Raw genomic sequence first — 25,156 nt, forward strand, 5'->3', positions numbered from 1 at the left:
CGCCTTGACTTGGGCACCGTCACAGCCCATGAAACAAGCCACAGGCAAGACAACATAGGCGTCACAACAAATGGCAGAGAAAACCGGGCTCTTGGCGAGCATCGTCGAGACGGTAAAGACCGTGGTCTACGCCCTGCTGATCGCAGGCGTGTTTCGGACGCTGTTCTTCCAACCGTTCTGGATTCCGTCCGGGTCGATGAAGGACACGCTGCTGATCGGGGACTTCCTCTTTGTGAACAAGATGGCCTACGGCTACTCCTATGCCTCCTGCCCGTCGATCCGGATTCCGGCGCTGAGCATCGATATCTCGGCGGACGATTTCTGCGGCGTGTTCCGCTCCGACCCGGAAGACCCGGAATCCCCGCCCGGCGGCGGACGGATCCTCGACAACCAGCCCGAGCGGGGCGACGTCGTCGTGTTCCGGCACCCCGTCACCGGGGCGGATTTCATCAAGCGTGTGATCGGCCTGCCCGGCGACACGATCCAGGTCACCGACGGGCTGCTCTCGATCAACGGAACCCCGGTCGAGATCGAGGACGCCGGCACCTTCGTCGAAACGATGGAACGGCAAGGGCCGCAAGGGCTGCTGCCGCGCTGTGAAAACGGAGCGGTCGCAATGGGGGCCGCCTGTGAAAAGTCGCGCTTCACCGAAACCCTGCCCAACGGGGTCAGCCACGACATCCTGAACATCGGCAACCAGTCCTCCGACCGGACCGGCGTGTTCACCGTGCCCGAGGGGCATTTCTTCTTCATGGGCGACAACCGCGACAATTCCACCGACAGCCGGGTGCCGCAGAATGCGGGCGGCGTCGGGTTCGTGCCCTACGAGGATATCGTGGGCCGGGCCGACCGGATCATGTTCTCCTCGGCCGGACGGTCCATGCTGGCCTTCTGGACATGGCGCAGCGACCGCTACTTCCAGGCGATCAACTAGGTCCGGCATGAGGCGATCGCTGTGAAACTGTCCGCGGAACTCGGCTCCTTCTGCAAACGGTTGGGGCACCGGTTCGAAACGCCCGCGCTTCTGGTGCGGGCCGTGACACACGGCTCCGTCTCCTCGCCCAACCGCGACGACAACCAGCGGCTCGAATTTCTGGGCGACCGGGTGCTCGGGCTGGTGATGGCCGAGGCGCTGCTCGCCGCCGACAAGACCGCGACCGAAGGGCAGATCGCCCCGCGCTACAACGCCCTCGTGCGGCGCGAAACCTGCGCCGACGTGGCGCGCGACATCGATCTGGGCAAGGTGCTCAAGATCGGACGTTCCGAGATGAAATCCGGCGGGCGGCGCAAAGAGGCGCTCTTGGCCGACGCGATGGAGGCGGTGATCGCGGCCGTCTATCTCGACGGCGGGATCGCCGCGGCGCAATCGGTGGTGCTGCGGCTCTGGGCCGGACGGATCGCCAGCGTCGAGACCGATGCCCGCGACGCCAAGACCGCCCTTCAGGAATACGCCCAGGCCCGCGGCGCGCCGCCCCCCGCCTATGTCGAGGTCGGGCGCTCCGGCCCGGATCATCAGCCGGTCTTCACCATCGAAGTCCGGCTCACCGACGGGGCCGCCGCAAGGGCCACCGCCGGATCGAAACGTCAGGCCGAACAGGCCGCCGCGCAGGCGATGCTTGACCGGCTGTCGCCAGAAGGATAGGGGCAAGCCTTCCGCAGACCTGCACGGGCAGGGCTTAGTGAGGACGATATGAGCAACACACGCGCGGGCTTCGTAGCCCTGATCGGAGAGCCGAACGCCGGGAAGTCGACCCTGCTCAACCGCATGGTCGGGGCAAAGGTGTCGATCGTGACGCACAAGGTGCAGACCACGCGGGCCCGGATCCGGGGCGTGGCCATCGAAGGCGACGCCCAGATCGTTTTCGTCGATACGCCCGGCCTGTTCAAGCCGCGGCGGCGGCTGGATCGGGCGATGGTCGCGGCGGCTTGGGGCGGCGCCTCCGATGCGGACGTCGTGGTGCTGATGATCGAGGCGCATCGCGGGATCACCGAAGGGGTCAAGACGCTCCTGCCCCGGCTCGCCGAAATCGGCGAAGGGCGGATCGTGGCACTGGCGATCAACAAGATCGACCGGGTCAAGACCGAGGCGCTGCTGCAACTGACCAAAGAGATGAACGACGCCTACCCCTTTGCCGAGACCTTCATGATCTCCGCCGAAAAGGGGCACGGCTGCGACGCCCTGCGGGCATGGCTGGGGGCCAAGATGCCCGAAGGGCCGTGGCTCTATCCCGAGGATCAGATCGCCGACCTGCCGATGCGAATGATCGCCGCCGAGATGACGCGCGAAAAACTGACGCTCCGGCTGCACCAGGAGTTGCCCTACGAGCTGACCGTCGAGACCGAGAACTGGGAAGAGCGCGAAGACGGCTCCGCCCGCGTCGACCAGATCGTCTACGTCGCCCGCGACGGGCACAAAGGGATCGTGCTGGGCAAGGGCGGCGAGACGATCAAGTCGGTCTCCAAGGCCTCGCGCGAAGAACTCGCCAAATTCCTCGACCGCAAGGTGCACCTGTTCCTGCAGGTCAAGGTGCGGCCAAACTGGCTCGAGGAATCCGAACGGTATTCCGAGATGGGGCTCGATTTCAAAGACGGCAACACCTGACGCGATGCCCGCCACCACCGCCCCAACCAAGTGCGCCCTCGGCGGACCCGGCGTGACGGCGGCCCCTTCATCTTGGCCAATAAACTCAGATCCGACATGAGCCGCCTGACCGCTTCCTTCTGGGTGTCTGCCTATATCGCCCGGCTGCGGCTGGCCGATATCCCGGCTTTCGTGGTGTCGCACGGCGACGACACCGCCGGGGCGGTGCTGGTCAAACAGGCCACGCTCGACGGACAGGCGACTCTGTTCCACCGCAGCTTCGACCTCGCCACCGGCGACCGGACCTGGGCGGTGCTGGCCCAAGGGGCCGAACGCGACGTCGACGCCGCCATCGCCAGGCAACGGGGCTTCGATCCGGACCTCTGGGTCATCGAGGTCGAAGACCGGGCCGGACGGCACCTGCTTGATGAGGACGGGCTGGCCTGAGCCACGGCCGGGCCAGACTCCCTCCCCCGCAGGCGCGACAGGACACCTCATTTGAAGAGGCGCGGTATTGCGCTATCCTTGTGAAGCGCGAAAGGAGCACGCCATGCCCAGAATCGTCAATTTCTACATCCTGCATTGCGTCATCGGCTTTGCCATCGCGGCGGCCTTCACCGGGGCAATCCTTTGGTTCAACGTCGCGAACCTCTGGCATCTGGTCAGCACCTCCAGCATCGGCATGATGGCCGTGATCGCCTTCTGGGTGCTCAACGGGATCGTCTTTGCCGGGGTGCAATTCGCGATCGCGATCATGCTGCTGGCCGACAAGGATGACGAACCGCGCGGTGGCACAGCCGTGCCCGTGCGCGTCGCCGCCCCGGCACCCGTTCCGGTCAAGCCGCACTGAACCGCCCGGCGGCCATTGGCAGCACGGACGGATCGGCGCAAAGCCCCTTGCCAAGGCAACGTCAAACGGGCCTGATCCGGGGATGATCGAATGGCGCGAAGACGGGGTGGTGCTGGCCGCCCGCAAGCATGGCGAAACCTCGGCGATCGTCGAGGTGTTCACCGCCGAACACGGACGGCACGCCGGGGTCGTGCGGGGCGGGGCAAGCCGCAAGATGGCGGCCACGCTGCAACCCGGTGCGCAGGTCGACATCACGTGGAAGGCGCGGCTCGACGACCACCTCGGGCATTTCACCATCGAACCGGTGCGCAGCCGGGCGCAGGCGATGGGCGACAGGCTGTCGCTGGCGGGGCTGAACGCGGTGGCGGGGCTTCTGACGGCAGCTCTGGCCGAACGGGACGCGCATCCGCCGCTCTATCGCCGGACGATCCAATTGCTCGATCTTCTGGGGGAGAAAGAGGTCTGGCCACTGGCCTACCTGCAATGGGAACTGGCGCTGCTGGACGAGATGGGCTTCGGGCTCGATCTCGGCGCCTGCGCGGTGACCGGGGCGACCGAGGGGCTGGTCTATGTCTCGCCGAAATCCGGGCGGGCGGTCAGCGCGGCCGGGGCGGGGGAATGGGCGGCCAAGCTGCTGCCGTTGCCCCCGGTCCTGCGCGGACAGGGCGATGCGGACGACAGCGAAATCCGCGAGGCGCTCGGCACCACCGGCTATTTCATCGAACACCGGCTCATCAAGGGATCGGGCGACAGGCCGATGCCGGCCGCCCGGGCGCGATTGCTCGACCTGATCGGGCGGGTCTAGACCAGCTTGTTCTGGATCAGAAAGCTCGCCGTGTCGCGCAGGCTCTGGCGACTATCAAGGAACGTCATGCCGAACAGGTTGCGGGCACGGTCCCCCGAGACATCCTGACGCTTGCCGAGGCTCGGCAAGATCGACCGGATCGCAGGATCGAACAGGGCAATCAGGCGGATCATGAAATTCGGCGCCCTGCGGGTCACAATCTTGCGGTCCGGATAGGCGTCTTTCAGGGTCTCGGCCATCTCGACAAACCACATGAACTGCTCGGAGGCGATCACGCGCTTGCCCTCGGAGGCCGGGGTGGACAGCGCGTCCACATGCAGCTTTGCCACGTCACGGACATCGACGCTGGGAAAGCCCATATTGGGCAGCGCCGGATCCTTGGCACGCAGCATCCGCTCCACCACCGAGATCGAGCTGCCATAGTGGCGGTCGAGCGGCGGGCCGATCACGAGGGACGGGTTGATCGTGGTCAACGCGATCTCCGGGGCCTCGTTGGCGACGAAATCCCATGCGGCCTTCTCGGCCAGGGTCTTGGAGCGGCTGTAGGCCGCCACGTCGGGATCGGTCGGATCGGTCCAGTCGGACTCGTCAAAGCGGCTGTCGCCGGCGCCGCCTGCGCCCATCACGGCCGCGACGGAAGAGGTCAGCACCACCCGGCGGACACCGGCCGCATGCGCCGCTCGCAGCGCACGAAGCGCCCCGTCGACGGCGGGCCTGATCAGCTCCTCCTCGTCCTTCGGCTGGGCCAGAGGGAACGGCGAGGCGGTGTGCAACACCGCGTCCACACCCTCCATCGCCTGCGTCCAGCCATCGTCGCGGGTCAGGTCTAGCGCGACAAAGCTCAGCCGCTCCAGCGACGCCGGGTCGGTCAGCACCGGGCTCACGGCCGCCCGAACCTCGTCGGCGCGGTCGAGGCGGCGCACACTGCCGCGCACCGCGTATCCGGCGTTCAGAAGCTGCGCCGCGATATGCTTGCCGATATAGCCACTGGCCCCGGTCAGCAGGATGGTCTGGGTCATGGATGGTCTTCCCTTCAGAGCAGAACTGAACGTCCCGGTTCAGTCACTACTTGGGCCGCAACCGGGCGCTGTCAATGCACAGGCGGCGGGCTTTACGCCACGGCGCGATTGATGGCAGACTTGCGGGCAACACACGTTTCGAAAAGGACAAAGCATGATCAAGACACTCGCCCTCCTCACCACCCTCGGTCTTGGCGGCGCAACGGCCCCGGTGGTCGAAGTGGACTTCATGCTGCCGGCCCGGAACGTGGTGATCTATCCCGAAGCGACCGAGCTGGTGCAGGTCTCCGCGCCGCGGCTGTCGGACACAGCGCAAGCGGCGTGGGACAACGAATTCATCACCAATTCGTTCTTCTCGGCCTTCGCCTATTCCAAGGACGGCGGCTACGGCTATGCCACCACGTCCAACACCCCCGAGACGGCGCGCAACATCGCCATGGCGCAATGCCTCAGCATGAATGCCCAGTGCCGGATCATCGCCGAGATCCATCCCGCAGACTACAAGGAGCCGGGGCCGGGCGACATCACCGTGTCGCTCGAAATCGCCCAATATTACCGCGAAGTGCAGGCCCGGCCGACCTATCGCGCCATGGCGATCAGCGCCGATGGGGCCTATTCCTCGGCTTGGGGCTACGCCAGCCAGGCCGAAGCCGACGCGCTGGTCCTGCGCGATTGCGAGGGCTACCGCAATACCGACCTCGAAGGTCTGGAAGACTGGCCCTGCATCCTGCTGCCCGGGCTCCAGTAGGTCCGAGCGATCCGCTAGATCCGGCCCAGCACGATTTCGGTGCCATCGAGCGTCGACAGGATCATCGCGTCGATGCTGACGCCCATCCGCTCCACCCGGCCCAGCGCGTCGAACAGGCGGGCTTCCTCGGCCAAATCCGGGCAGGCCATGCGCGTGGCCACCGGGGGGGACAGGATCACCGCCGGAAACGGCGCCGTCACCACCCCGCCCTGAAAGCGGTTGCACGGCCCCTGCCCCAGGTAGACACCGTCCGAGGGAGAGATGCCAAAGCTGGTCGGGGCGGCAAACGGCACTCCGTCGATCGACAGCACACGCCAGATCTCCGGCGGCGGCTCCACAGGCTCGGACACCGCCTCGCAGCCCGCCAAAGCCAGGATCAGGACCGCCCAGCGCATCCGTCTAGTCCAGCAGACGGCGGGCGATCACCTGCGCCTGAATCTCGGCGGCCCCCTCAAAGATGTTGAGGATACGGGCGTCGCACAGCACCCGGCTGATCTTGTATTCCAGCGCAAATCCGTTGCCGCCGTGGATCTGCAACCCGTTGTCGGCAGCCGCCCACGCCACGCGGGCGCCCAAGAGCTTGGCCATGCCGGCCTCCAGATCACAGCGACGATCGGCGTCCTTCTCGCGGGCGCTGAAATAGGTGAGCTGCCGGGCAACCATGATCTCGACCGCCATCATCGCCAGCTTGCCGGACACGCGCGGGAACTCGATCAACGACTTGCCGAATTGCTTGCGGTCGCGGGCATATTGCATCGAAATATCAAGCGCGCTCTGGGCCACCCCCACCGCACGGGCGGCGGTCTGAATCCGCGCACTCTCGAAGGTCTGCATCAACTGCTTGAACCCCTGCCCGGTCTCGCCACCTAGCAGGTTCTCGCCCTTGACCTTGAACCCGTCGAAGGCCAGCTCGTATTCCTTCATGCCGCGATAGCCGAGCACCTCGATCTCGCCGCCGGTCATGCCGGGGGTCGGGAACGGAGCCTCGTCGGTGCCCGGCTCCTTCTCGGCCAGAAACATCGACAGGCCCTTGTAGTTGGTCGTCTCGGGATCGGTCCGGGCAAGCAGAGTCATCACATGAGTGCGGGCGGCGTGGGTGATCCACGTCTTGTTGCCGGTGACGGCCCAGTCGGCGCCATCCTTGACGGCACGTGTGCGCAGCGACCCCAGATCGGAGCCGGTGTTCGGCTCGGTGAACACGGCCGTGGGCAGGGTCTCGCCACTGGCGAGGCGGGGCAGCCACTTCTGTTTCTGCGCCTCGGTGCCACCGCACAGGATCAACTCGGCGGCGATCTCCGAACGGGTGCCGAGCGAGCCGACGCCGATATAGCCGCGCGACAGCTCCTCGCTGACGACGGCCATCGCCGTCTTGGACAGACCAAATCCGCCGTACTCCTCGGGGATCGTCAGGCCAAAGACACCCATCTCGGCCAATTCCTCGATGATCTCCATCGGGATCAACTCGTCCTTGAGGTGCCAGTCGTGCGCAAATGGCTCGACCTTTTCCACGGCAAAGCGACGGAACTGTTCGCGGACCATCTCCATTTCGTCGTCCAGACCACCCGCGCCGACGGTGATCTCCGCGTCACGCTCCTGCATCAACTGGACAAGGCGGCTGCGGGCGGCCTGGGTATTGCCCCGTTGGGTCAAGGTCATGACCGCCGGGGCCATCAGCACGTTCATCTCCTCCTGAGACATGCCGATATCTTGCGGGCGCAGGATCTCGCCCTGCGACATGGGGATGCCGCCATAGATCTGCCAAAGGTATTCGCCAAAGGCGATCTGGTGGATCAGCGCCTCGGTCTCGCCAAAGCGGCCCTCGGCGGTCAGGCGCTCGGCCCAGCCCTGCATCTGCTCCAGCGCCGTGGCATAGGTGGCCAGCCACGCCAGACCATGCGCCGCAGTCTGCTCGGCCTCCAGCGCGGCGGCGGACACCCTGTCGCCCACCGTGGCGGCCGTGCGGACTTTCTCGCGGGCAATCTCCAGCACCGCCCGAACGGGCGGCAGGGCCTCGGCGGTCAGTGCCAGCAAATCGGCCAACAGCGGCTGAGCGGTCATGGTCTGTCCATCATGCGGCATGGGATTCTCCTTTTTGCAGACGCAGCACTAACGCCCTCGCAATTGCAGCGCAATAATAATTCGCGAAAAGGTGATAATTTATGCATTTCTTTCGCCTCCGAATTTGCTCGCCGCCGCACGGGCAGAGCGATAGATCCGCTGAATGGACTCACTGTTTAGCATCATCGGCACCCTTGGGGCAGGCACCTTTGCCGCGGCTTGCGCGATCACACTCGTGGCCGGAACGATCAAGGGGCTGACCGGATTCGCCATGCCGATGATCATGATTTCCGGGCTGTCGCTGTTAATGCCGCCGGAACTGGCGCTGGCCGCGCTGATCATTCCCACGGTGGTGACCAACGGCGTGCAGGCGCTGCGGCAGGGCTGGTCGGCGGCGCTCGCCGTGGTGCGACGGTTCCGGCTCTATCTGGGCTGCCTTCTGGTGATGCTGCTGATCTCTGCACAACTGGTGCGGACGCTGCCCGCCGAGGCGCTCTACCTGTTGATCGGGGTGCCCGTGACCGGCTTCGCGCTGCTGAACCTGTCGGGCTGGGTGCCGAAACTGCCCGCCAAGACCAACGGGATCGAGGCGGCGGTGGGCGGGTTCTCCGGCTTCATCGGCGGGGTGTCCGGGGTCTGGGGGCCGCCGACCGTGGCCTATCTGACGGCGCTCAACATGCCCAAGGCGGCGCATGTGCAGGCCCAAGGCGTGATCTACGCCACCGGCGCACTGGCGCTCTTGGGCGCGCATCTGCAATCGGGGGTGCTGCGGGCGGAAACCGCGCCGCTGTCGGTGCTGATGCTGGTGCCGGGGCTCTTGGGTATGATGATCGGGCAGCGGGTGCAGGACAGGATCGACCAAAAGGCGTTCCGGCGGGCGACGCTCTTCGTGCTGCTGATCGCCGGGCTCAATCTCGTGCGGCGCGGGCTGCTCTGAGACCGGCGACGGGGCAAAGCCGCCTCACAGACGGTCGGGCATCTCCAGTCCGCGCAAGGCATCCGAGGCGGGCATCGGGCGCTTGCCCTCGCGCTGCACCTGCGTGACCTCGACCGCGCCCGACGCGCAGGCCACGGTAAAGCCCTCCAGCACCTGCCCCGGTGCGCCCTGCCCCTCGGCCAGACGGGCGCCCAGCAGCTTCACCCGCTCGGCCCCGACCATGCACCACGCGCCGGGAAACGGCGACAGGCCGCGGATCAGGCGATCCACCACCTCGGCAGGCTGCGCCCAATCCACACGGGCCTCGGCCTTGTCGATCTTGGCGGCATAGGTCACGCCGTCTTCGGGCTGCACCTGCGGCGACAGCTCCGGCAACCGGGCCAGCGCCTCGACGATCAGCCGCGCCCCGAGGCCCGACAGACGATCATGCAAAGCACCCGTCGTCTCCTCCGCCCCGATCTCCAGCGCCTCACGAAGCAGCACAGGGCCGGTATCCAGCCCCACCTCCATCTGCATGATACAGACGCCGGTCTCGACATCGCCCGCCATGATCGCACGATGGATCGGCGCGGCACCGCGCCAGCGGGGCAACAGGCTGGCATGAATGTTCAGACAACCCAGCCTCGGCGCATCCAGCACCGGCTGCGGCAGGATCAAACCATAGGCCACCACCACGGCCACATCGGCACCCAAAGCCGCAAACTCCGCCTGCGCCTCGGCACCCTTCAGCGACACGGGATGGCGAACCTGCAATCCCAGCGCCTCGGCGCGGGCCTGCACCGGCGAGGGTCGGTCCTTCTTGCCGCGTCCGGCGGGACGGGGGGGCTGCGAGTAGACGCACACCACCTCGTGACCGGCCTCCACCAAGGCCTCCAGCACCGGCACCGAAAACGCCGGCGTGCCCATGAACACCACTTTCATCGCAGACCCCTTTGGCTTCTTTTGGCCCCAAATACGGCGGCGAAACGCCACCAGAGGCGGATCATCCGCCGATCTTGCGGGCGCGTTTCAACAGCATCTCGCGCTTCACACGGCTCAGGTGGTCGAAATACATGCGACCGGCGAGATGATCGATCTGGTGCTGCACGCTCGTGGCCCACAACCCGACGAAATCGCGGTCCTCGACCTCGCCCTGTTCGTTGAGATACCGGACCGTCACCGCCCTCGGGCGCTCGATGACGGCCGAGACGCCGGGCAGGTTCGGGCTGGCCTCCTCGTGGGGGCGAAGCTCGATGCTGGCATGCAGCACCTCGGGGTTGGCCATGCGGACAACCTTGCCGCGGGCCTCCGAAGCGTCGACAACGGCCAGACGAAGCATCTCGCCCAGCTGGGTCGCTGCAAGGCCGACACCGGGCATCGCCTCCATCACCGCGACCATCTCGTCCCACAGCGTGCGAACAGCATCGGTGATCTCAGTCACATCGGCGGCCGGGGTGCGCAGGCGCTTGTCGGGCCAAGGGATCACTTGACGGGTCATCGGGCATAGGCCTCCTCGGCAGCGGCGCGGGCATCGGGGGCGAGGCGGTCAAAGGTGACGATGCCGTTCAGATGATCCAGCTCGTGCTGCACACAGACGGCGGCCACGCCCTCGAACGCACGCTCCTGACGGTGGCCGTCGAGATCGGTCCACGCCATGCGGACCTGCGCCGGACGGGTGACAGGGGTCAGCACATCGGGGATCGACAGACAGCCCTCCTCGAAGGTGGCCTGCTCCTCGGACGCCGCCAAAATCTCGGGATTGATGAACACCATCGGATCGGGCTCGGCCTCCTTCCACGTGATGTCCATGACGAACAGGCGGCTCAACACGCCGACCTGCGGGGCGGCCAGACCACGGCCGGGCGCGGCATACATCGTCTCGAGCATGTCGGCGGCGAGGGCACGGACCTCGGCATCCACGGCGGCGACAGGGGGACAGACCTGACAAAGCACCGGATCGGGCCAGAGCCGGACGGGGCGAAGGGTCACGCCCTGTCCCTTGCCTTGTCGCGCTTGTACTTGACCATCTTGCGGGTGATCATCTGACGACGCAGCGGCTTGAGATGGTCGATGAACAGCTTGCCGTCCAGATGATCCACCTCATGCTGCACGCAAGTGGCCCACAACCCGGTAAAGGTCTCCTCGGCCTCGTTGCCGTCGAGATCGATCCAGCGGACCGTGACCTCGGCCGGGCGCTCCACATCGGCATACTGGTCGGGCAAGGACAAACAGCCCTCCTCATAGACCGATCGTTCGTCAGAGGACGCGATGATCTGGGGATTCGCCATCACCATCGGGCGCGGGGCTTCGGAGTTCTCCTTGACGCAATCCATGACGAGCAATCGGCTCATGATGCCGACCTGCGGCGCGGCAAGGCCGATGCCGGGGGCCTTGTACATCGTCTCGAGCATGTCCTTGGACAGGCTGCGCAAGGCGTCGGACATATCGTCGACGGGCTTGCAGAGCGTCTTCAAACGCGGATCGGGGTGCAACAGGATGGGGCGCAGTGTCATACCGCCGATTTAGGCGAACAGGCCGCCGCTTGCAACATCCGCGCAATCGCGCTTGAACCCGGCCGCGCATCGGCTAGCTTGCGTCAAAACGGAGAACCACATGAGCTTTGATACCCTGATCGACTGGCGCGGCACCCATTCCGCAAAATGGGACAGCATGGAGAGCGTCTACGGCATCTCTCCCGATGAGGGGCTGGCGATGTGGGTGGCGGTGATGGATTTCCGGCCGCCAAAGGTGGTGCAGGATGCGGTGCTCGATCTGCACACCAAGGCGGCCTACGGCTATTACGGGAACAAGGGCGGCTATCACGACGCGATCCGCTGGTGGATGGCCGAACGGCACGGCTGGCAAGTCGAGGCGGACCAGATCTTCGACACCCACGGGTTGGTCAACGGCACCGCGATGTGCATCGACACCTACACCAATCCCGGCGACGGGGTGGTGCTGTTCACGCCCGTCTATCACGCCTTCGCGCGGGTGATCAAAGCGGCCGGACGCGAGGTCGTCGAATGCCCGCTGGTCAACGACGGCGGGCGCTACAGCTTCGATTTCGACGCCTACGACGCGCAGATGACGGGCAACGAGCGGATGGTCGTGCTCTGCTCGCCGCACAATCCGGGCGGGCGGGTCTGGACCAAGGGAGAGCTGCAAGCGGTTGCAGCCTTTGCCAAGCGGCATGAGCTCACGCTGGTCTCCGACGAAATCCACTGCGACCTGACGATGCCGGGGCAGGTGCACATCCCGATGGCGCTGATCGACGGGATCAGCGACCGGCTGGTGATGATGACGGCGGCCTCCAAGACGTTCAACATCGCGGGCGCCCATGTGGGCAACGTGATCATCCCCGACGCCGACCTGCGGGCGCCCTTCGCCCGGCGGATGATGGCGATGGGGATGTCGCCCAATTCCTTCGGGGTGCATATGGTCACGGCGGCCTACTCGCCCGAGGGGGCGGCATGGGTCGACGAATTGCGCAGCTATCTCGACGGCAACCGCAAGGTCTTTGACGCCGGGGTCAACGCCATCCCCGGGCTGCACTCGATGGATCTGGAGGCCACCTATCTGGCATGGGTCGATTTCGCCGGCACCGGGATGACGCAAGCGGAGTTCATCGCGCGGGTCGAAGGCCGCGCCAAGATCGCCGCCAATCACGGCGACACCTTCGGCTCCGGCGGGGAAAGCTTCCTGCGGTTCAACCTCGGCGCACCGCGCTCGGTGATCGAGGACGCGGTCAGGCGGCTACAGGACGCGTTTTCCGATTTGCAATAACGGGGTTACAGCAACGGCAGCAGGCCCGCCGGACGGGCCTCTGTCGTGGCGAAATCCAGAGGCGGGCGGTCCGACACGGCCGTCGAGCGCTTGTACTCGTACAGCATCAGATCGTTCTCCTCCTGACTGGCCATGATCAGGCACTGCGCCAGATGACGGGGGCCGTCATAGATCTCGACCAATCCGCGCAGGCGGGGGGAGTCCTTGGCCACGACGGCAAAACCGCCGTCCCAGACCTTGGAGATGCGATAGACCTGATCGCCGTCGTGCACACACAGACGCCCGGATTTGCGAAGCATCGCAACCCGTGCATCCTCTAGTCCCTTACGAACCGCTTCCGGCAAAAAATCTGACATGTCTGAGCCCCCGAATACTCGCGCGTCGAGAGTAAAATTGGAACGAACTCAGCTAAGATCAAGTAAACATTTCCGCCGCGGCGCGGCACCCGGACAAGCCGCAGCGCAGCGAAATCAGGCCTTCGCTTTCACCTTCGGCCGCAGAACATGGGGTTTGGCCGCGTCATACAGCGCCGAATCCGGAAAGCCGTGGGCATCCGACATCGCGGGCCCAACCAGAATAAGTGCCGTGCGTGTGATTTTTGCAGCACGCACCTTGGCGTGAATGTCGCTCAACGTGCCGCGCAGAATCACCTGATCGGGCCAGCCGACCCGATACACCACCGCTAGCGGACAATCCGGGCCGTAATATGGCGTCAACTGGCGCTCGATCTCGCGCAGCGCCCTTATGCCCAGATGAATGGCCAGCGTCGTGCCGCTCTTGGCAAAGTTCTCCAGCGTCTCACCGGCAGGCATCGCCGTCGATTTCATGCTCATCCGGGTCAGCACAAGGCTCTGCGCCACCTCCGGCACGGTCAACTCCTGCCCCAGCGCGGCCGCGGCCGCCACATAGGCCGGCACGCCCGGCACGATCTCATAATCGATCCCGTCGGCCTTCAGACGGCGGATCTGCTCGGCAATCGCGCCATAAAGCGACGGATCCCCCGAATGCACCCGCGCCACATCCTCGCCGCGCCGGTGCGCCGCCACGATCTGCGCATGGGTCTCCTCCAGCGTCATCGGCGCCGTGTCCATGACGATCGCCCCCTCCGGCGCCCCTGCCACGACGGCCTCCGGCACCAACGACCCGGCAAACAAACACACAGGGCAAGCCGCGATCAACCGCGCCGCCTTCAAGGTCAGCAGTTCCGGATCGCCCGGCCCGGCCCCGATAAAGTAAACGGTCATCACGCAGCTCCCATCTTCTTTGGGTCCAAAATATCCCGGGGGAGGGTCGCAGACCCGGGGGCGGAGCCCCCAGAACCAGAGCCCCCAAAACCAGTGCCGCCAGCGCCCCCTGCACGATCCCCACTCAGATCACCGTCGATCTTGCGGGCATAGCCACGCGGCGTGAACATGCGCGGCCCCTCGCCCAGTTGCGCAAGACGGCTGTGGGACGATCCCACCAACACCACGGTCAGCATATCCACCTCATCCACCTGCAAATCGGCCAGACGACGATAACGGACCTCCTCCTCGGGGCGACCCAACGACGAGGCCAGCATGACAGGCGTATCCGCCGGACGATGCTGCAACAGGATATCGCGGGCCTCGGCCAAGAGAGTCCGGCGGCGCTTCGACACCGGATTGTAGAACGCCACCACGAAATCGCCCTCCGCGGCGGCCTTCAGGCGGCGGACAATATCCTCGCGCGGGGTCAGCAAATCGCTCAGCGAGATCGCACAGAAATCGTGGCCCAACGGCGCACCCGCCCTTGCGGCAGCGCCTTGCAAGGCACTCACACCGGGCGAGCAGACCACCTCGACGCGCCGCGCCGCATCGCTCACGCCGCCCTGATCCTCGGCCCGGTCGAGCAGCTCGAACACCAGCGCGCCCATCGCATAGATGCCCGCATCGCCCGAGCAGACCAGTGCCACGTCACGGCCCTCGCCCGCGCGTTCCAGCGCATAGCGGCAGCGATCCTCCTCGCCGCCCAGCGGGAAATCCGACCGCTGCTTGCCCACGGCCAAAGGCCCGAGCAGATCAATATACAATCCGTAACCCACCAGTTCCTCGGCCTGCGCGACCAAAGAGGACACTTCCGGCGTCCGCCACGACGCCTGCCCCGGCCCGATCCCGACAACCGACAGGCGGCCACGCGAGCGGCCGCGCAATCCCACCAACGGCGCATCGACGCGAGCCACGGCACAGGTCGCCTCCGCCGATTTGCGCTTCGGCAGGCACAGCACCGCATCGGGCCCCGCCTGCGCCAAGGCGGCGGCCTCGGACACGCCGTGGGTGCCCACTTCGGCAAAGACCACGTCCGACGGGTTGGCCAGCCTCTGCGTCTCGGCCTCCAGCGCCGCCGCGTCGAACAGGCGAAACGGCACAGCGAACGCCGCCGCCAATGCGATCATCGCCGGCTCGTCGGCCTTGAGCGTCAGGGTGTTCACCGACGACAACGCCTCCGGAATGATCCGCGCCTCGGCCAAGGCCCCGGCCACCAGTTCAGCCATCTCCTCCTCGGAGCAGTTGCGCGCGCAGCCCACGCCCAAGACATAGCGTTGCGGCGCAAACTGCAAATGCGCCGGGCCCAATCCCTGCACCGGCTCGGGCGAGCAGGTGATGCGAACGCCGTCGCCCACAGGCAGGCCCGCCAACCACTCCGCCGCCGCCGCATCCGGCCCGTCCACCGTCGCGCCGGCACCCGAGAGCAGGATCGCCATCGCCTCCTTGGCGTCCCAGGGATTGACCAATCGCCAGCCCGCAGGCGGCGCATCCAGCGCGACGCCCAAGGCCACGTCGCCCGCCGTCGTCACCGCCGAAACGGCACCCAAGGCCTCGGCAATCTGCGCGGCCAAGCGGTTCGCCCCGCGATGGCCGCCCAGCAGCGGGACGACGACCGCACCGTCGTCCGACACCGACACCACCGGCGGCTCCACCGTCTTGTCGGCGAGCAACGGCGCCACGGCGCGGATCAGGATACCACTCGCACAGACGCCGACCACCGGGACGCCCGCGGCAAACAGATCGCGGGCATGGTCCAAGGCATTGGCAAACCACGCATCGGCGCGGTCCACACGGCCCTCTCGGCCATGCACCGCACAGCCCAAAGCCTCCGCCACACGATGGGCCACCGCCTCTCCCGATCGGGACAGCGCCAAGACAACTGGTTTCAAAGCCATGGATCGGCCCCCTTCGTCAGCAAGATCATTGAAAAATACGGCGCCCTTTCAGGAGCCTCAGCCAGCGGGCAGACCACCTCGTCGGGCAGGCTGACGCGCTCCACATAGACGGCCCGGTCCAGCAGACCCAAATCCGCAATCAGCGCCCGGATCTTGGGCAAATGTCGGCCCACCTTCATGATGGCCAGCGCCTCGGCCCCCTCGATGCGGGCACGCAACTCCGGCTCCGGCAACGGGCCGGGCAGAACGGTCAGGCGCTCGTTGCGGGCCACCAAGGGCAGGCCGGCGCGGGCCGCACAGGCCGTGACCGACGTCACCCCCGGCACCACCTGCACCTCGAACGCGCCCGACAACCGGGCAAAGAGATACATGAAAGAGCCATAGAAGAACGGGTCGCCCTCACACAGGCAGACCACATCGCGGCCCCCCGCCAAAAACTCCGAAATCCGGGCCGCCCCCGCATCATAGGCGGCCTGCGCCGGCGCACGCTCGACGGTCATCGGCACGTCCATCACGATCTCTTCGGCACCGTCAGGGATCAGATCGGCCACGATCGATCTGGCAAAGCTCGCGCCGCCCGCCAAGGTCGGATAGGCGATCACGCGCGCGCCCTCGACCAGCCGCGCCGCCCGCAAGGTCAGCAAATCCGGCGCACCGGGGCCAAGGCCCACGCCATAAAGCACGCCGCTCATGCTTCTTTTGGCCCCAAATACGGCCCCCGGAGGGCCGATCCACCACGCGCTCTCATCGCTTGATCAGGCTCCACTGGGTCACGGGCATCTGCGGGCGCCATCCGGTCAGACGACCGACAGGTTCGGCGCGGTGCACCGACAGCTTCACCAGATCGCCGCCGTGACGGGCATGAAGCGCGATCAACACCGCCTCGGATTCCAGGGTCACCGCATTGGCGACGATACGGCCCAAGGGGCGCAGGGCGGCAAACGCCGCGTCAAAGACCTCTTCGGTCAGCCCGCCACCGACAAAAATCGCATCCGGCGGCGGCAGGCCGTCCAATGCGGCAGGCGCCTCGCCCTCCAAGATCTGCAACTGCGGTGCGCCAAGGGCCAAGGCATTGGCGGCGGCCATGGCGCGGCGGTCGGCGCGGGGCTCGATCCCGATGGCGCGGGCATAGCGGGCGGCGCGCATCCACTCGATGGCGACCGATCCGCAACCGGTGCCGATATCCCAGAGCAAAGCGCCGCGCATCGGCATCAGCTTGGCCACGGTGACGGCGCGGACCTCGCGCTTGGTCATGGTGCCGTCCGACTGGAACAGGGCATCCTCCAGCCCCGGCACGCGCGGGATCAGCGCCGCATCCGGGGCGGCGATGCACTCGACGGCCAGAGTGTTGAAGGCGGGGACGACGTGATCCCAGCTTTCGGCCACGCCTTCGAACCGGGCCTCGTCCTTGCCGCCCATCGCGGCCAGCACGGTCATCGGCGAGGCGCCAAAGCCGCGCTCGGTCAGGAACTTGGCGATCTGGGCCGGGGTCTCGGCGCCTGTGGTCAGGATGAGCAGGCGGGCGTCGGGCTGGATAAAGGCGATCATCTGCTCGACGGGGCGGCCATGGACCGTCAGCGTCTCGACATCGGCCAAGGACCAGCCCATGCGGGCGGCGGCAAGCTGGAACGCGCTCAGCTGCGGGTGATAGACGATCTCGGACGGCGGGATCGCCCGGCCGATGCGAGCGCCGACCGAGAACCACAAGGGATCGCCGGTGACGAGCACCACGGCGCGACGGCCACGGAGACCGCGGATCGTCTCGATCATCGCATCGAAGGGCGAGGGCCATGCCATGCGCTCGGCATCCGGGTTTGCGGCGAGCTGGTGGTGACGGTCGCCGCCAAGGATCACCTCAGCCGCCTCGACGATGGCGCGGGTCGCGGGGACAAGGCCGTCAAGGCCGTCCTCTCCGATACCGACGATATGCAGCCAAGGGTCCGTGGTCATGCGGTGGCTCCGATGCTGAGGGCGTTCACCGCCGCCGAGGCCATGGCCGAGCCGCCTTTACGGCCGCGCAGGGCGATGAACGGGGTGGCGCGGGGGTTGGCGGCGAGCTCGGCCTTGCTCTCGGCAGCGCCGACGAAGCCGACCGGGAACGCAAGGATCGCGGCAGGTTTCGGCCAGCCCGCGTCGAGATGCTCCATCAGGCGAAACAGGGCGGTGGGGGCATTGCCGATGGCCACGACCGCGCCTTCGATATGATCGGCCCAGAGGTCCACGGCGGCGGCGGAACGGGTGTTGCCGATGGCCTGCGCATGGTCGGGAACGGTCGGGTCGTTCAGGGTCACGACGACCCTGTTGTCGGCTGGAAGCGCCCGGCGGATCACGCCCGCGGCGACCATCTCGCAATCGCACAGGATCGGCGCCCCCGCATCGAGCGCGGCCCGGCCAGAGGCCACCACATCGGCGGAATAGGCGAGGCGGTCCGCGATCTCGACCATGCCGCAGGCGTGGATCAGCCGGGTGATGATCGGCTGCATATCCGGGGCAAACCGCTCGATCCGGGCCTCTTTGCGCACCGTGGCAAAGCTCTGCGCGTAGATCGCGGTGGGGTCTTTTTCGTAGGGGCGCACAAGATCGGCCTTTGCGAGGGCCGGCAGACGAGGGAGCCTCCGGCGGGGATATTTCAGACCCAAAGAAGGATCAGGGTTTGCGAGACTTCAGAGCGCTTTTCGGCCCAAGCGGGTGATCGGCATGGGGATAGACCGGGTGGGCATGATCGTGATCGTGGTGGTGGTGATGGGCGTGGTGATGATCATGGTGATGGTCATGCGCGTGGTCGTGGGCGTGGTCGTGGGCATGATCGTGAGCGAGGCCGTGCGCGTGCTGATGCGCGTGCAGGTCCTCGTGGCTCAGGCGGCAGAGCCCGGTGCAGAAGCTGTCGCAGAGCGTGCAATCGGCGACGTTGGAGCCGGGCGCCGTGGCCCCCTGCCCCTCGACATGGTGGTGATGGCTTTCCTGCACCGCGCCGACTTCGGCCTCGAACCCCAGCACCGCGACCCGGTATTTGCACAGCACGCAGGTCGGCGGCGGCACCTCGCCATGGGCCGGGTGGCCCGCCCGATCCTCGGGGGCGATCTTTTGCACCGGCCCGCCTTCGGAGGCGAGGATTTGCGTCCGGTAGCCGCAGGTGCCGCAGTTCGGCGGCGGGGTCTTGCCGGTCTGTTCGATGATCCGCTCGGCGAAGGTGGCCAGCACTTGCGGATGGTCGCCCAGATAGGGGGCTTTGACGAAGGTGATTTCGGGGTATTCGGCGGCAACCTGATCGGTGAAGCCGTAGATCCGGTCGATCAGGATGCCCGAGAACAGGAAATAGGGGAACACGATGACCCGTTTGTAGGGCAGTCGGGCGACATGTTGCAGGCAGGGCTCGACCAGCGGGAAGGTGACGCCGGAATAGCCGACCTCGACCCAGCCAAAGCCCATGCCTTCCTGGATCATCCGGGCGATCTTGGACACGTTGCCATTGGCATCCGGGTCCGAAGCCCCACGCCCGATCACCACGAGGCAGGTCTCCGACAGGGGCAGATCGCCGTGCGCGGCATTGGCGGCATCGACCGCCTCGCGGATGCGGCCGGCGGCGGCGGCGATCATCTTGGGGTCGACCCCCAACTCGCGGCCATAGCTGACGGCCATCCCATGCTTGGCGGCATAGGTGTTCAGCACCGTGGGGATGTCGTTCTTGGCGTGCATCGCGGCGAACAGCATCCCCGGCACCGCCAGAATCCGGTCGCAGCCCGCTTCGCGCAGCCGGTCCAGCCCGTCGCGGATCACCGGGTTGGCGAATTCGAGGTAGCCGTAGTCGACCATCCAGTCAGAGGGGAGCAAGGCGGGCAGCTTTTCCGCCAGCACGGCAAACTCGTCGACGGCCGACTGGCTGCGCGAGCCGTGGCCGCAGATCATGACGCCCGTCTTGGTGCCGACTGCAGAGCCCGTCTCGACGCCCGATCTGGGGAGCACGGTCATGCCGCCTGCTCCTGCTCGTCTTCGGCCTCGTCCTCGACGTCCTCGTCCTTGCGCTTGCCCTTGATCGCGCCCCAGAGGCCGATCAGGATGGCTGCCCCGATGGCCGCACCGGCGACCCAATGGTCATGGCCGGCCAGCCCCGCCAGATGGCCGGGATGCGCGGCCGCGGGGCCCGAAGCGGCAACAGCCACAGTGGTGGCAAGGTTCAGGTTCGGGGGCAGGCTCACAGGGCGCATCTCAATCTCCAGCATCATCGGGGCCGAGAGAGATCCGCCGTGACGATGCGGCCCTTGGTCCCCGTCAGGGTCGACCGCGTTCCGCCACCTCTCCGGCCCCATCGGGGCGTCGTCAGGGGCAAGGTATAGAGACGGCGGGACAGAGTCGCAAACCCATATCCGCCCCTTTGCGCTCCGGCAAAGACATGGCACTCTGCCGCCACAGGCCCGAACGAGGATCGCGATGGACAACTACGGCCCCGAAAGCTTCGGCGCACTGAACGCAGAGGAATATGACGACCTGCACGATCCGGGCACCACGGATCAGGCGGTCGATCTGCTGTTCGGGCTGTTCGGGGCGAGCGACGTGCTCGAACTGGCCATCGGTACCGGGCGGATCGCCCTGCCACTGGCCCGGCGCGGGGTCCGGATCAGCGGCATCGAGGGCTCGCCCCTGATGGTCGATGGCCTGCGCGCCAAACCGGGTGGGACCGACATCCCCGTGGTGATCGGGGATATGGCGGACGGCCGGTCCTTCGAGCCGTTCGAGGCGCCGTTCGATCACGCCTTTCTGGTGTTCAACACCCTGTTCAACCTGACCAGCCAGGAGGCGCAGGTCCGCTGCTTCGGGCACACCGCCGCACGGCTGCGGCCCGGCGGGCTCTTCGTCATCGAAACCTTCGTGCCCGATCACGCGCGGCTGGCCGAAACCCAGCGGGTCGAAACCAAGCGGCTCGATATCGAGCAAGTCTGGCTGGAGGCGGCGGTCCATGATCCGATCGCGCAAACCCTTGATATGCAACGGATACGGATCACCAAGGACGGAACCAGACTGGTCCCGCTGCCGATGCGCTACGCCTTCCCGGCCGAGATCGACTTGATGGCGCAACTGGCCGGGCTGCGGCTGCGCGACCGCTGGGGCGGCTGGGACAAGCAAGCGCTTACAGCCACGTCCGGGATGCATATCTCGGTCTATGAGAAGCTCTGAGCAGCCCCCCTGTGCGCTGACGCAGGGTGGCAAGGCGGCGGGTATGGTCTAGGTCTGGGTTCAACACAGAGGAGAGCATCATGGGCCAACTGATCGACGGCGTCTGGGACACAAGCTGGTATGACACGAAATCGACGGGCGGAGCCTTCAAGCGCAAAGAAGCGCTGTTCCGAAACTGGGTGACCGCCGACGGGTCTGCGGGGCCGACAGGCACAAGCGGGTTCAAAGCCGAAAGCGGGCGCTACCACCTCTATGTCAGCTACGCCTGTCCTTGGGCGCACCGGACGCTGATCTTCCGGGCGCTCAAGGGGCTGGAGGAGCACATCGACGTCTCGGTCGTCAGCCCGGACATGCTCGACGACGGCTGGACCTTCGACACCGGCTTTGACGGGGCGACGGGGGACAAGCAGTTCGGGCTGCCCTTCCTGCGGGACATCTACGTGCGGAGCGAGCCGAAAGTCTCGTGCCGGGTGACCGTGCCGGTGCTCTGGGACAAGCAGACCGGGCAGATCGTCACCAACGAAAGCTCCGAGATCATCCGCATGTTCAACTCGGCCTTCGACGGCATCACCGGCAACAGCGACGATTACTGGCCCGAGGCGCTACGCGACGACATCGCCCCGATCAACGACCGGATCTACAACACGCTGAACAACGGCGTCTACAAATGCGGCTTTGCCACCACGCAAAAGGCCTATGACGCGGCGATCACGCCGCTGTTCGACACCATCGACTGGCTCGAAGACCACCTGTCGCGCAATCGCTACCTGATGGGGGATACCATCACCGAGGCCGACTGGCGGCTCTATCCCACGCTGATCCGGTTCGATCCGGTCTACTACGGGCATTTCAAATGCAACCGGTCGCGGATCATGGATATGCCCAACCTCTGGGGCTACACGCGCGAGCTCTATCAATGGGACGGGGTGGCCGAGGTAACGCGGCTCGATCACGCGGTGCGGCACTACTACTACAGCCACGAAACCATCAATCCGCACCGGATCGTGCCCGTGGGGCCGCGGATCGACCTCAGCGCCCCGCACGGACGGGACGGGATCTGAGAAAAAGCGACGGGCAACGCAGGATCAAAGGCGCTTCGTCAGCGGCGATCGACAGACGGAGTGTGGCGGCGGCAGAACGGCAGTCGGACCGGCCCTGAGAATGTCAGACCGGCGCGGTGGTGGGCGCGAAACGGCTAGACGGGCTGGGTCTCGGCATGGCTGCCGTAATGCTCGACCATCGCGGCAAGGTCTTCCGGCTTGGTCCCGGTGCGGACGAGGGCCCGGGCATTCGGAGTCATTGAGAAAATAGAACCGTCTGAAAAGAACGAGGTATCAGTGACAAAGATGACGTTGGTGTTGGGCTGGCGATACTGGGCATAATCCGAAACAGCCAAGGCCGACCCTTCGGCAAGGATCAGGTTCAGGATGATCACATCGAAGTCCTGGTCCCCGATGGCCTCGACAGCCAGATCGGAGGTCTCGGCATGATGCACCTCGAACGATAATCGCTCCAGATGTCGTCGCCATATATTGGCCAGTTCAATTTCGCTTTCGACGATCAAAACGCGCATGCAAAACCTCCTCGGTCCGGTGTTGAAGTTTATTTTTGGTTAAAGCATCTCCACACCCTGTGGATGCTCCTCAGTTCCTTAACAATAGGTTAACGAATCGGCAGCGATCACCATTTACTTACCTTAACGTCAGTAGACTTGTGATTCCGGCAAAAATCCGCTTGAAGCGGCGCGGCACTCAGACACAATAAGGCGCGGCCGATATGACAACCTGGATTACCATCTGCGACACCTGCAAACGGCCCGGTTGGGACCAGACCGATATGCAGACGACCGATGGCGAGGCGCTCGCCGCCCTGATCGAAGCCGCCGCCGAAACCACCCCCGTCCAGACCCGCCGTGTGTCCTGCACCATGGGCTGCGAACGGGCCTGCAACGTCATCGTGCAGGGGGCGGGCAAGATCGGCTACTCGATGGGCACCTTCGAACCGCTGGCCGAGGCCGCGCAGGGGATCGTCGACTACGCCGCCCTGCACCACGCCAGCGAAACCGGACAGGTGCCCTACCGGGAATGGCCGCAGGCGGTCAAAGGGCACTTCGTCAGCCGCCACCTGCCGACACCGCCCGAGGCATGACCTCCGGCCGCGACCACGGCGGCGGGACCGACGCCGCCATCGCCCGGTTCGGCGGGGCGCGGTCGGGCTGGCTCGATCTGTCGACCGGGATCAACCCGGTGCCCTATCCCACCGGACAGATCAGCGCCAATGCGTGGAACGCCCTGCCGGACAGCGGCGCCTTCTCGGCGCTCGAAACCGCCGCGCGGGCATTCTGGAACGTGCCGGCCGAGGCGGCCGTGCTCGCCGCCCCCGGGGCCTCGGCGCTGATCGCGCGGATCCCGTCGCTGATGGCGCTCACCGGCGTGCACATCGCCCAGCCCACCTACAACGAACACGCCGCCGCCTTTGCCGCCCACGGCGTTGCGCTGGCCGAAGACGGCGATGCACAGGTCGTCGTCCACCCCAACAATCCCACAGGCCGGATCTGGCAGGCGAACGAGCTCCGCCCCGCCCGGCTCACCGTCATCGACGAAAGCTTCTGCGACGTCACCCCCGACGCCAGCCTGATCCACCTCGCCACCCGGCCCGGCACGATCGTGCTCAAGAGCTTCGGCAAATTCTGGGGGCTCGCCGGGCTGCGGCTGGGCTTTGCCATCGGCGATCCGGCGCTGATCGGGCAATTGGGCGAGGCGCTGGGGCCGTGGCAGATCTCCGGCCCAGCCCTCGAAATCGGGGCCAAGGCGCTCACCGACACCGCATGGGCCAGCGAAACCCGAAAGCGGACCGCGCAGGATGCCGAGCGGCTCGACAGCCTTATCAGCCAGCACGGCGGCACAGCCCTCGGCGGCACATCGCTGTTCCGGCTCTACGAGGTCGACAGCGCGACCCGCTGGCAAGACCACCTCGCGCAGTCGCACGTCTGGTCGCGGATCTTCCCCTATTCCGACACATGGCTGCGGCTCGGCCTGCCCGGCCCCGACGGGTGGACACATCTGGAAACCGCGCTCGGCGGGATGGCGGGTGGGGCGACGGCGCAGCCGAGCGTCCCCGACAGCCCGCCCGCCAAATGACCGCCCTCCTCGCCGCCCTGCTGCTCGACTCCGCCTTCGGCGAACCGCGCTGGCTCTGGTCGCGGCTCACCCACCCGGCCATCCTCATGGGGCGCTGCGTGAACTGGCTCGACACCCGGCTCAACCACGCCCCCCATCAAAAAGCCAAAGGCATCGGCGCGCTCTTGCTCCTGATCCTCGGCGCAGGCGGGCTGGGGCTGGCGCTCGCCGCCCTCCCCGGCCAGATCATCGACATCGGCATCGCCGCGATCCTGCTGGCACAACGCTCGCTTTCCGACCACGTCCGCGCCGTGGCGCAAGGGCTCTACACCAGCACCGGCGACGGGCGGGCCGCCGTGGCGATGATCGTCAGCCGGGATACCGGCGCGATGGACACGCCCGCCGTCGCCCGCTCCGCCATCGAAAGCGCGGCCGAAAACCTCTCCGACGGGGTCGTCGCTCCGGCCTTCTGGTTCCTGATCCTCGGCCTGCCCGGGCTGCTGATCTACAAGGCCGTGAACACCGCCGATTCCATGATCGGCTACCGAACCCCCCGGCACGAAAACTTCGGCTGGGCCGCCGCCCGGTTCGACGACCTGCTCAACCTGATCCCGGCCCGACTCACCGCAGCCCTGATCTGGCTCACCCGGCCCCGGCGCGGGCAATGGCGGGGGATCATCCACGACGCGCGGCTGCACCGCTCGCCCAACGCCGGCTGGCCCGAAGCCGCGATGGCGCGGGTGCTCGGGGTCAGCCTCGCCGGACCGCGCAGCTACGACGGCACGCTCAAGGACTTCGCCTTCGTCAACCCGACCGGGGCGCGCAACATCGGCGCTCAAGACATCGACAATGCAGTGCGCACGCTCTGGCAGACCTGGGCGCTGATGGTCGGGCTGCTGCTCGCCGGGGCGATCCTCGGCTAAC

General features: G+C 66.5%; 30 protein-coding genes. 14 read left to right on the forward strand and 16 right to left on the reverse strand.

All coding sequences use genetic code 11. The annotated features are described in order from the left end of the window. The first annotated feature begins 70 nt into the window (after window positions 1-70). The 6 genes from lepB (at window position 71) to recO (ending at window position 4,236) form a co-directional block, all read left to right on the forward strand. On the forward strand, window positions 71-934 hold the full coding sequence (gene lepB / locus LOM8899_RS02970; protein WP_093990651.1) for a signal peptidase I: 864 nt from the start codon (window positions 71-73) through the stop codon (window positions 932-934). Between the two features lie 21 nt (window positions 935-955). After that, on the forward strand, window positions 956-1,642 hold the full coding sequence (gene rnc / locus LOM8899_RS02975) for a ribonuclease III (protein ID WP_093990652.1): 687 nt from the start codon (window positions 956-958) through the stop codon (window positions 1,640-1,642). A 48-nt stretch (window positions 1,643-1,690) separates the two neighbouring features. Continuing rightward, window positions 1,691-2,602 carry a GTPase Era gene (era, locus tag LOM8899_RS02980; protein WP_093990653.1) on the forward strand — a complete coding sequence of 304 codons (912 nt, stop codon included), beginning with the start codon at window positions 1,691-1,693 and terminating at the stop codon, window positions 2,600-2,602. Between the two features lie 96 nt (window positions 2,603-2,698). Next, a complete protein-coding gene (locus LOM8899_RS02985; RefSeq protein ID WP_093990654.1) occupies window positions 2,699-3,028 on the forward strand; it encodes a DUF1491 family protein in 330 nt (109 codons plus the stop codon). 103 nt (window positions 3,029-3,131) lie between these two features. Then, the gene (locus LOM8899_RS02990) at window positions 3,132-3,431 is read left to right on the forward strand and encodes a hypothetical protein (protein WP_093990655.1); all 300 of its coding nucleotides are present in this window, start codon (window positions 3,132-3,134) and stop codon (window positions 3,429-3,431) included. An 82-nt stretch (window positions 3,432-3,513) separates the two neighbouring features. Further along, the gene (gene recO / locus LOM8899_RS02995) at window positions 3,514-4,236 is read left to right on the forward strand and encodes a DNA repair protein RecO (RefSeq protein ID WP_211096156.1); all 723 of its coding nucleotides are present in this window, start codon (window positions 3,514-3,516) and stop codon (window positions 4,234-4,236) included. Here the strand turns inward: recO and LOM8899_RS03000 are convergent. After that, window positions 4,233-5,255, reverse strand: a complete 1,023-nt coding sequence (locus LOM8899_RS03000; protein WP_093990656.1) for an SDR family oxidoreductase — start codon at window positions 5,253-5,255, stop codon at window positions 4,233-4,235. The genes recO and LOM8899_RS03000 overlap by 4 nt on opposite strands. A 154-nt stretch (window positions 5,256-5,409) precedes the next feature. Here LOM8899_RS03000 and LOM8899_RS03005 point away from each other — a divergent pair, with 154 nt between their 5' ends. Continuing rightward, complete coding sequence (locus LOM8899_RS03005) at window positions 5,410-6,003, forward strand: hypothetical protein (protein ID WP_093990657.1); 594 nt, start codon at window positions 5,410-5,412, stop codon at window positions 6,001-6,003. Window positions 6,004-6,017: 14 nt separating this feature from the next. On the opposite strand, the gene LOM8899_RS03010 is transcribed toward LOM8899_RS03005, so the two are convergent. Both LOM8899_RS03010 and LOM8899_RS03015 read right to left on the reverse strand, forming a co-directional pair. Continuing rightward, window positions 6,018-6,398, reverse strand: coding sequence for an META domain-containing protein (locus LOM8899_RS03010; RefSeq protein WP_093990658.1), 381 nt, complete (start codon window positions 6,396-6,398; stop codon window positions 6,018-6,020). A gap of 4 nt (window positions 6,399-6,402) precedes the next feature. Next, complete coding sequence (locus LOM8899_RS03015; protein WP_093990659.1) at window positions 6,403-8,082, reverse strand: acyl-CoA dehydrogenase family protein; 1,680 nt, start codon at window positions 8,080-8,082, stop codon at window positions 6,403-6,405. A 142-nt stretch (window positions 8,083-8,224) separates the two neighbouring features. Between LOM8899_RS03015 and LOM8899_RS03020 the strand changes: the two genes are divergently transcribed. After that, window positions 8,225-8,998 (forward strand): sulfite exporter TauE/SafE family protein, encoded by a 774-nt coding sequence (locus LOM8899_RS03020; protein ID WP_093990660.1) that lies wholly within the window; start codon window positions 8,225-8,227, stop codon window positions 8,996-8,998. A 24-nt stretch (window positions 8,999-9,022) separates the two neighbouring features. Here the strand turns inward: LOM8899_RS03020 and fmt are convergent, their stop codons facing one another. The 4 genes from fmt to def (LOM8899_RS03040) all read right to left on the reverse strand — a co-directional run bounded on the left by fmt (window position 9,023) and on the right by def (LOM8899_RS03040) (window position 11,490). Continuing rightward, window positions 9,023-9,919 (reverse strand): methionyl-tRNA formyltransferase, encoded by an 897-nt coding sequence (gene fmt / locus LOM8899_RS03025; RefSeq protein ID WP_093990661.1) that lies wholly within the window; start codon window positions 9,917-9,919, stop codon window positions 9,023-9,025. 61 nt (window positions 9,920-9,980) lie between these two features. After that, a complete protein-coding gene (gene def, locus LOM8899_RS03030) occupies window positions 9,981-10,475 on the reverse strand; it encodes a peptide deformylase (RefSeq protein ID WP_093990662.1) in 495 nt (164 codons plus the stop codon). Next, window positions 10,472-10,966, reverse strand: coding sequence for a peptide deformylase (def, locus tag LOM8899_RS03035; protein WP_093990663.1), 495 nt, complete (start codon window positions 10,964-10,966; stop codon window positions 10,472-10,474). The genes def (LOM8899_RS03030) and def (LOM8899_RS03035) overlap by 4 nt, the downstream gene beginning before the upstream one ends. Further along, window positions 10,963-11,490, reverse strand: a complete 528-nt coding sequence (def, locus tag LOM8899_RS03040) for a peptide deformylase (RefSeq protein WP_093990664.1) — start codon at window positions 11,488-11,490, stop codon at window positions 10,963-10,965. The genes def (LOM8899_RS03035) and def (LOM8899_RS03040) overlap by 4 nt, the downstream gene beginning before the upstream one ends. Window positions 11,491-11,590: 100 nt before the next feature. On the opposite strand from def (LOM8899_RS03040), the gene LOM8899_RS03045 reads away from it, so the two are divergent. Beyond that, window positions 11,591-12,760 carry a MalY/PatB family protein gene (locus LOM8899_RS03045; protein ID WP_093990665.1) on the forward strand — a complete coding sequence of 390 codons (1,170 nt, stop codon included), beginning with the start codon at window positions 11,591-11,593 and terminating at the stop codon, window positions 12,758-12,760. A gap of 5 nt (window positions 12,761-12,765) precedes the next feature. Here the strand turns inward: LOM8899_RS03045 and LOM8899_RS03050 are convergent, their stop codons facing one another. The 8 genes from LOM8899_RS03050 to LOM8899_RS03085 form a co-directional block, all read right to left on the reverse strand. Continuing rightward, a complete protein-coding gene (locus LOM8899_RS03050) occupies window positions 12,766-13,116 on the reverse strand; it encodes a hypothetical protein (protein WP_093990666.1) in 351 nt (116 codons plus the stop codon). A 114-nt stretch (window positions 13,117-13,230) separates the two neighbouring features. Then, on the reverse strand, window positions 13,231-14,004 hold the full coding sequence (cobM, locus tag LOM8899_RS03055) for a precorrin-4 C(11)-methyltransferase (RefSeq protein ID WP_093990667.1): 774 nt from the start codon (window positions 14,002-14,004) through the stop codon (window positions 13,231-13,233). Next, a complete protein-coding gene (cobJ, locus tag LOM8899_RS03060; protein ID WP_093990668.1) occupies window positions 14,004-15,941 on the reverse strand; it encodes a precorrin-3B C(17)-methyltransferase in 1,938 nt (645 codons plus the stop codon). Before cobJ ends, cobM begins: the two co-directional genes overlap by 1 nt. Continuing rightward, on the reverse strand, window positions 15,932-16,633 hold the full coding sequence (cobI, locus tag LOM8899_RS03065; protein ID WP_093990669.1) for a precorrin-2 C(20)-methyltransferase: 702 nt from the start codon (window positions 16,631-16,633) through the stop codon (window positions 15,932-15,934). Before cobI ends, cobJ begins: the two co-directional genes overlap by 10 nt. A gap of 52 nt (window positions 16,634-16,685) precedes the next feature. Further along, window positions 16,686-17,891 carry a precorrin-6y C5,15-methyltransferase (decarboxylating) subunit CbiE gene (gene cbiE / locus LOM8899_RS03070; RefSeq protein WP_093990670.1) on the reverse strand — a complete coding sequence of 402 codons (1,206 nt, stop codon included), beginning with the start codon at window positions 17,889-17,891 and terminating at the stop codon, window positions 16,686-16,688. Beyond that, window positions 17,888-18,517 carry a precorrin-8X methylmutase gene (locus LOM8899_RS03075; protein ID WP_093991385.1) on the reverse strand — a complete coding sequence of 210 codons (630 nt, stop codon included), beginning with the start codon at window positions 18,515-18,517 and terminating at the stop codon, window positions 17,888-17,890. The genes cbiE and LOM8899_RS03075 overlap by 4 nt, the downstream gene beginning before the upstream one ends. Before the next feature lie 70 nt (window positions 18,518-18,587). Next, a complete protein-coding gene (locus tag LOM8899_RS03080) occupies window positions 18,588-19,910 on the reverse strand; it encodes a sirohydrochlorin chelatase (RefSeq protein ID WP_093990671.1) in 1,323 nt (440 codons plus the stop codon). Further along, the gene (locus LOM8899_RS03085; protein ID WP_093991386.1) at window positions 19,907-20,146 is read right to left on the reverse strand and encodes a DUF6732 family protein; all 240 of its coding nucleotides are present in this window, start codon (window positions 20,144-20,146) and stop codon (window positions 19,907-19,909) included. The genes LOM8899_RS03080 and LOM8899_RS03085 overlap by 4 nt, the downstream gene beginning before the upstream one ends. A gap of 223 nt (window positions 20,147-20,369) precedes the next feature. On the opposite strand from LOM8899_RS03085, the gene LOM8899_RS03090 reads away from it, so the two are divergent. Together LOM8899_RS03090 and LOM8899_RS03095 are read left to right on the forward strand one after the other, a co-directional pair. Further along, entirely contained in the window at window positions 20,370-21,113 is a 744-nt protein-coding gene (locus tag LOM8899_RS03090) for a class I SAM-dependent DNA methyltransferase (protein ID WP_093990672.1), read from the forward strand. A gap of 80 nt (window positions 21,114-21,193) precedes the next feature. After that, window positions 21,194-22,174: a glutathione S-transferase family protein gene (locus LOM8899_RS03095; RefSeq protein ID WP_093990673.1), complete on the forward strand. Its 981-nt coding sequence runs from the start codon at window positions 21,194-21,196 to the stop codon at window positions 22,172-22,174. A 134-nt stretch (window positions 22,175-22,308) separates the two neighbouring features. Here LOM8899_RS03095 and LOM8899_RS03100 read toward each other — a convergent pair whose 3' ends face one another. After that, complete coding sequence (locus LOM8899_RS03100; RefSeq protein WP_093990674.1) at window positions 22,309-22,686, reverse strand: response regulator; 378 nt, start codon at window positions 22,684-22,686, stop codon at window positions 22,309-22,311. 203 nt (window positions 22,687-22,889) lie between these two features. Here LOM8899_RS03100 and LOM8899_RS03105 point away from each other — a divergent pair, with 203 nt between their 5' ends. From LOM8899_RS03105 to cbiB, 3 genes are read left to right on the forward strand one after another with little or no spacing between them, the layout of a single operon-like run. Further along, window positions 22,890-23,261, forward strand: a complete 372-nt coding sequence (locus tag LOM8899_RS03105) for a DUF1636 family protein (protein WP_093990675.1) — start codon at window positions 22,890-22,892, stop codon at window positions 23,259-23,261. After that, on the forward strand, window positions 23,258-24,253 hold the full coding sequence (locus LOM8899_RS03110; protein ID WP_093990676.1) for a threonine-phosphate decarboxylase: 996 nt from the start codon (window positions 23,258-23,260) through the stop codon (window positions 24,251-24,253). Before LOM8899_RS03105 ends, LOM8899_RS03110 begins: the two co-directional genes overlap by 4 nt. Continuing rightward, window positions 24,250-25,155: an adenosylcobinamide-phosphate synthase CbiB gene (gene cbiB / locus LOM8899_RS03115; protein WP_093990677.1), complete on the forward strand. Its 906-nt coding sequence runs from the start codon at window positions 24,250-24,252 to the stop codon at window positions 25,153-25,155. Before LOM8899_RS03110 ends, cbiB begins: the two co-directional genes overlap by 4 nt. Window position 25,156 lies beyond the last annotated feature (1 nt).

The organism is Flavimaricola marinus, from assembly GCF_900184895.1.
Classification (GTDB): Bacteria; Pseudomonadota; Alphaproteobacteria; order Rhodobacterales; family Rhodobacteraceae; genus Flavimaricola; species Flavimaricola marinus.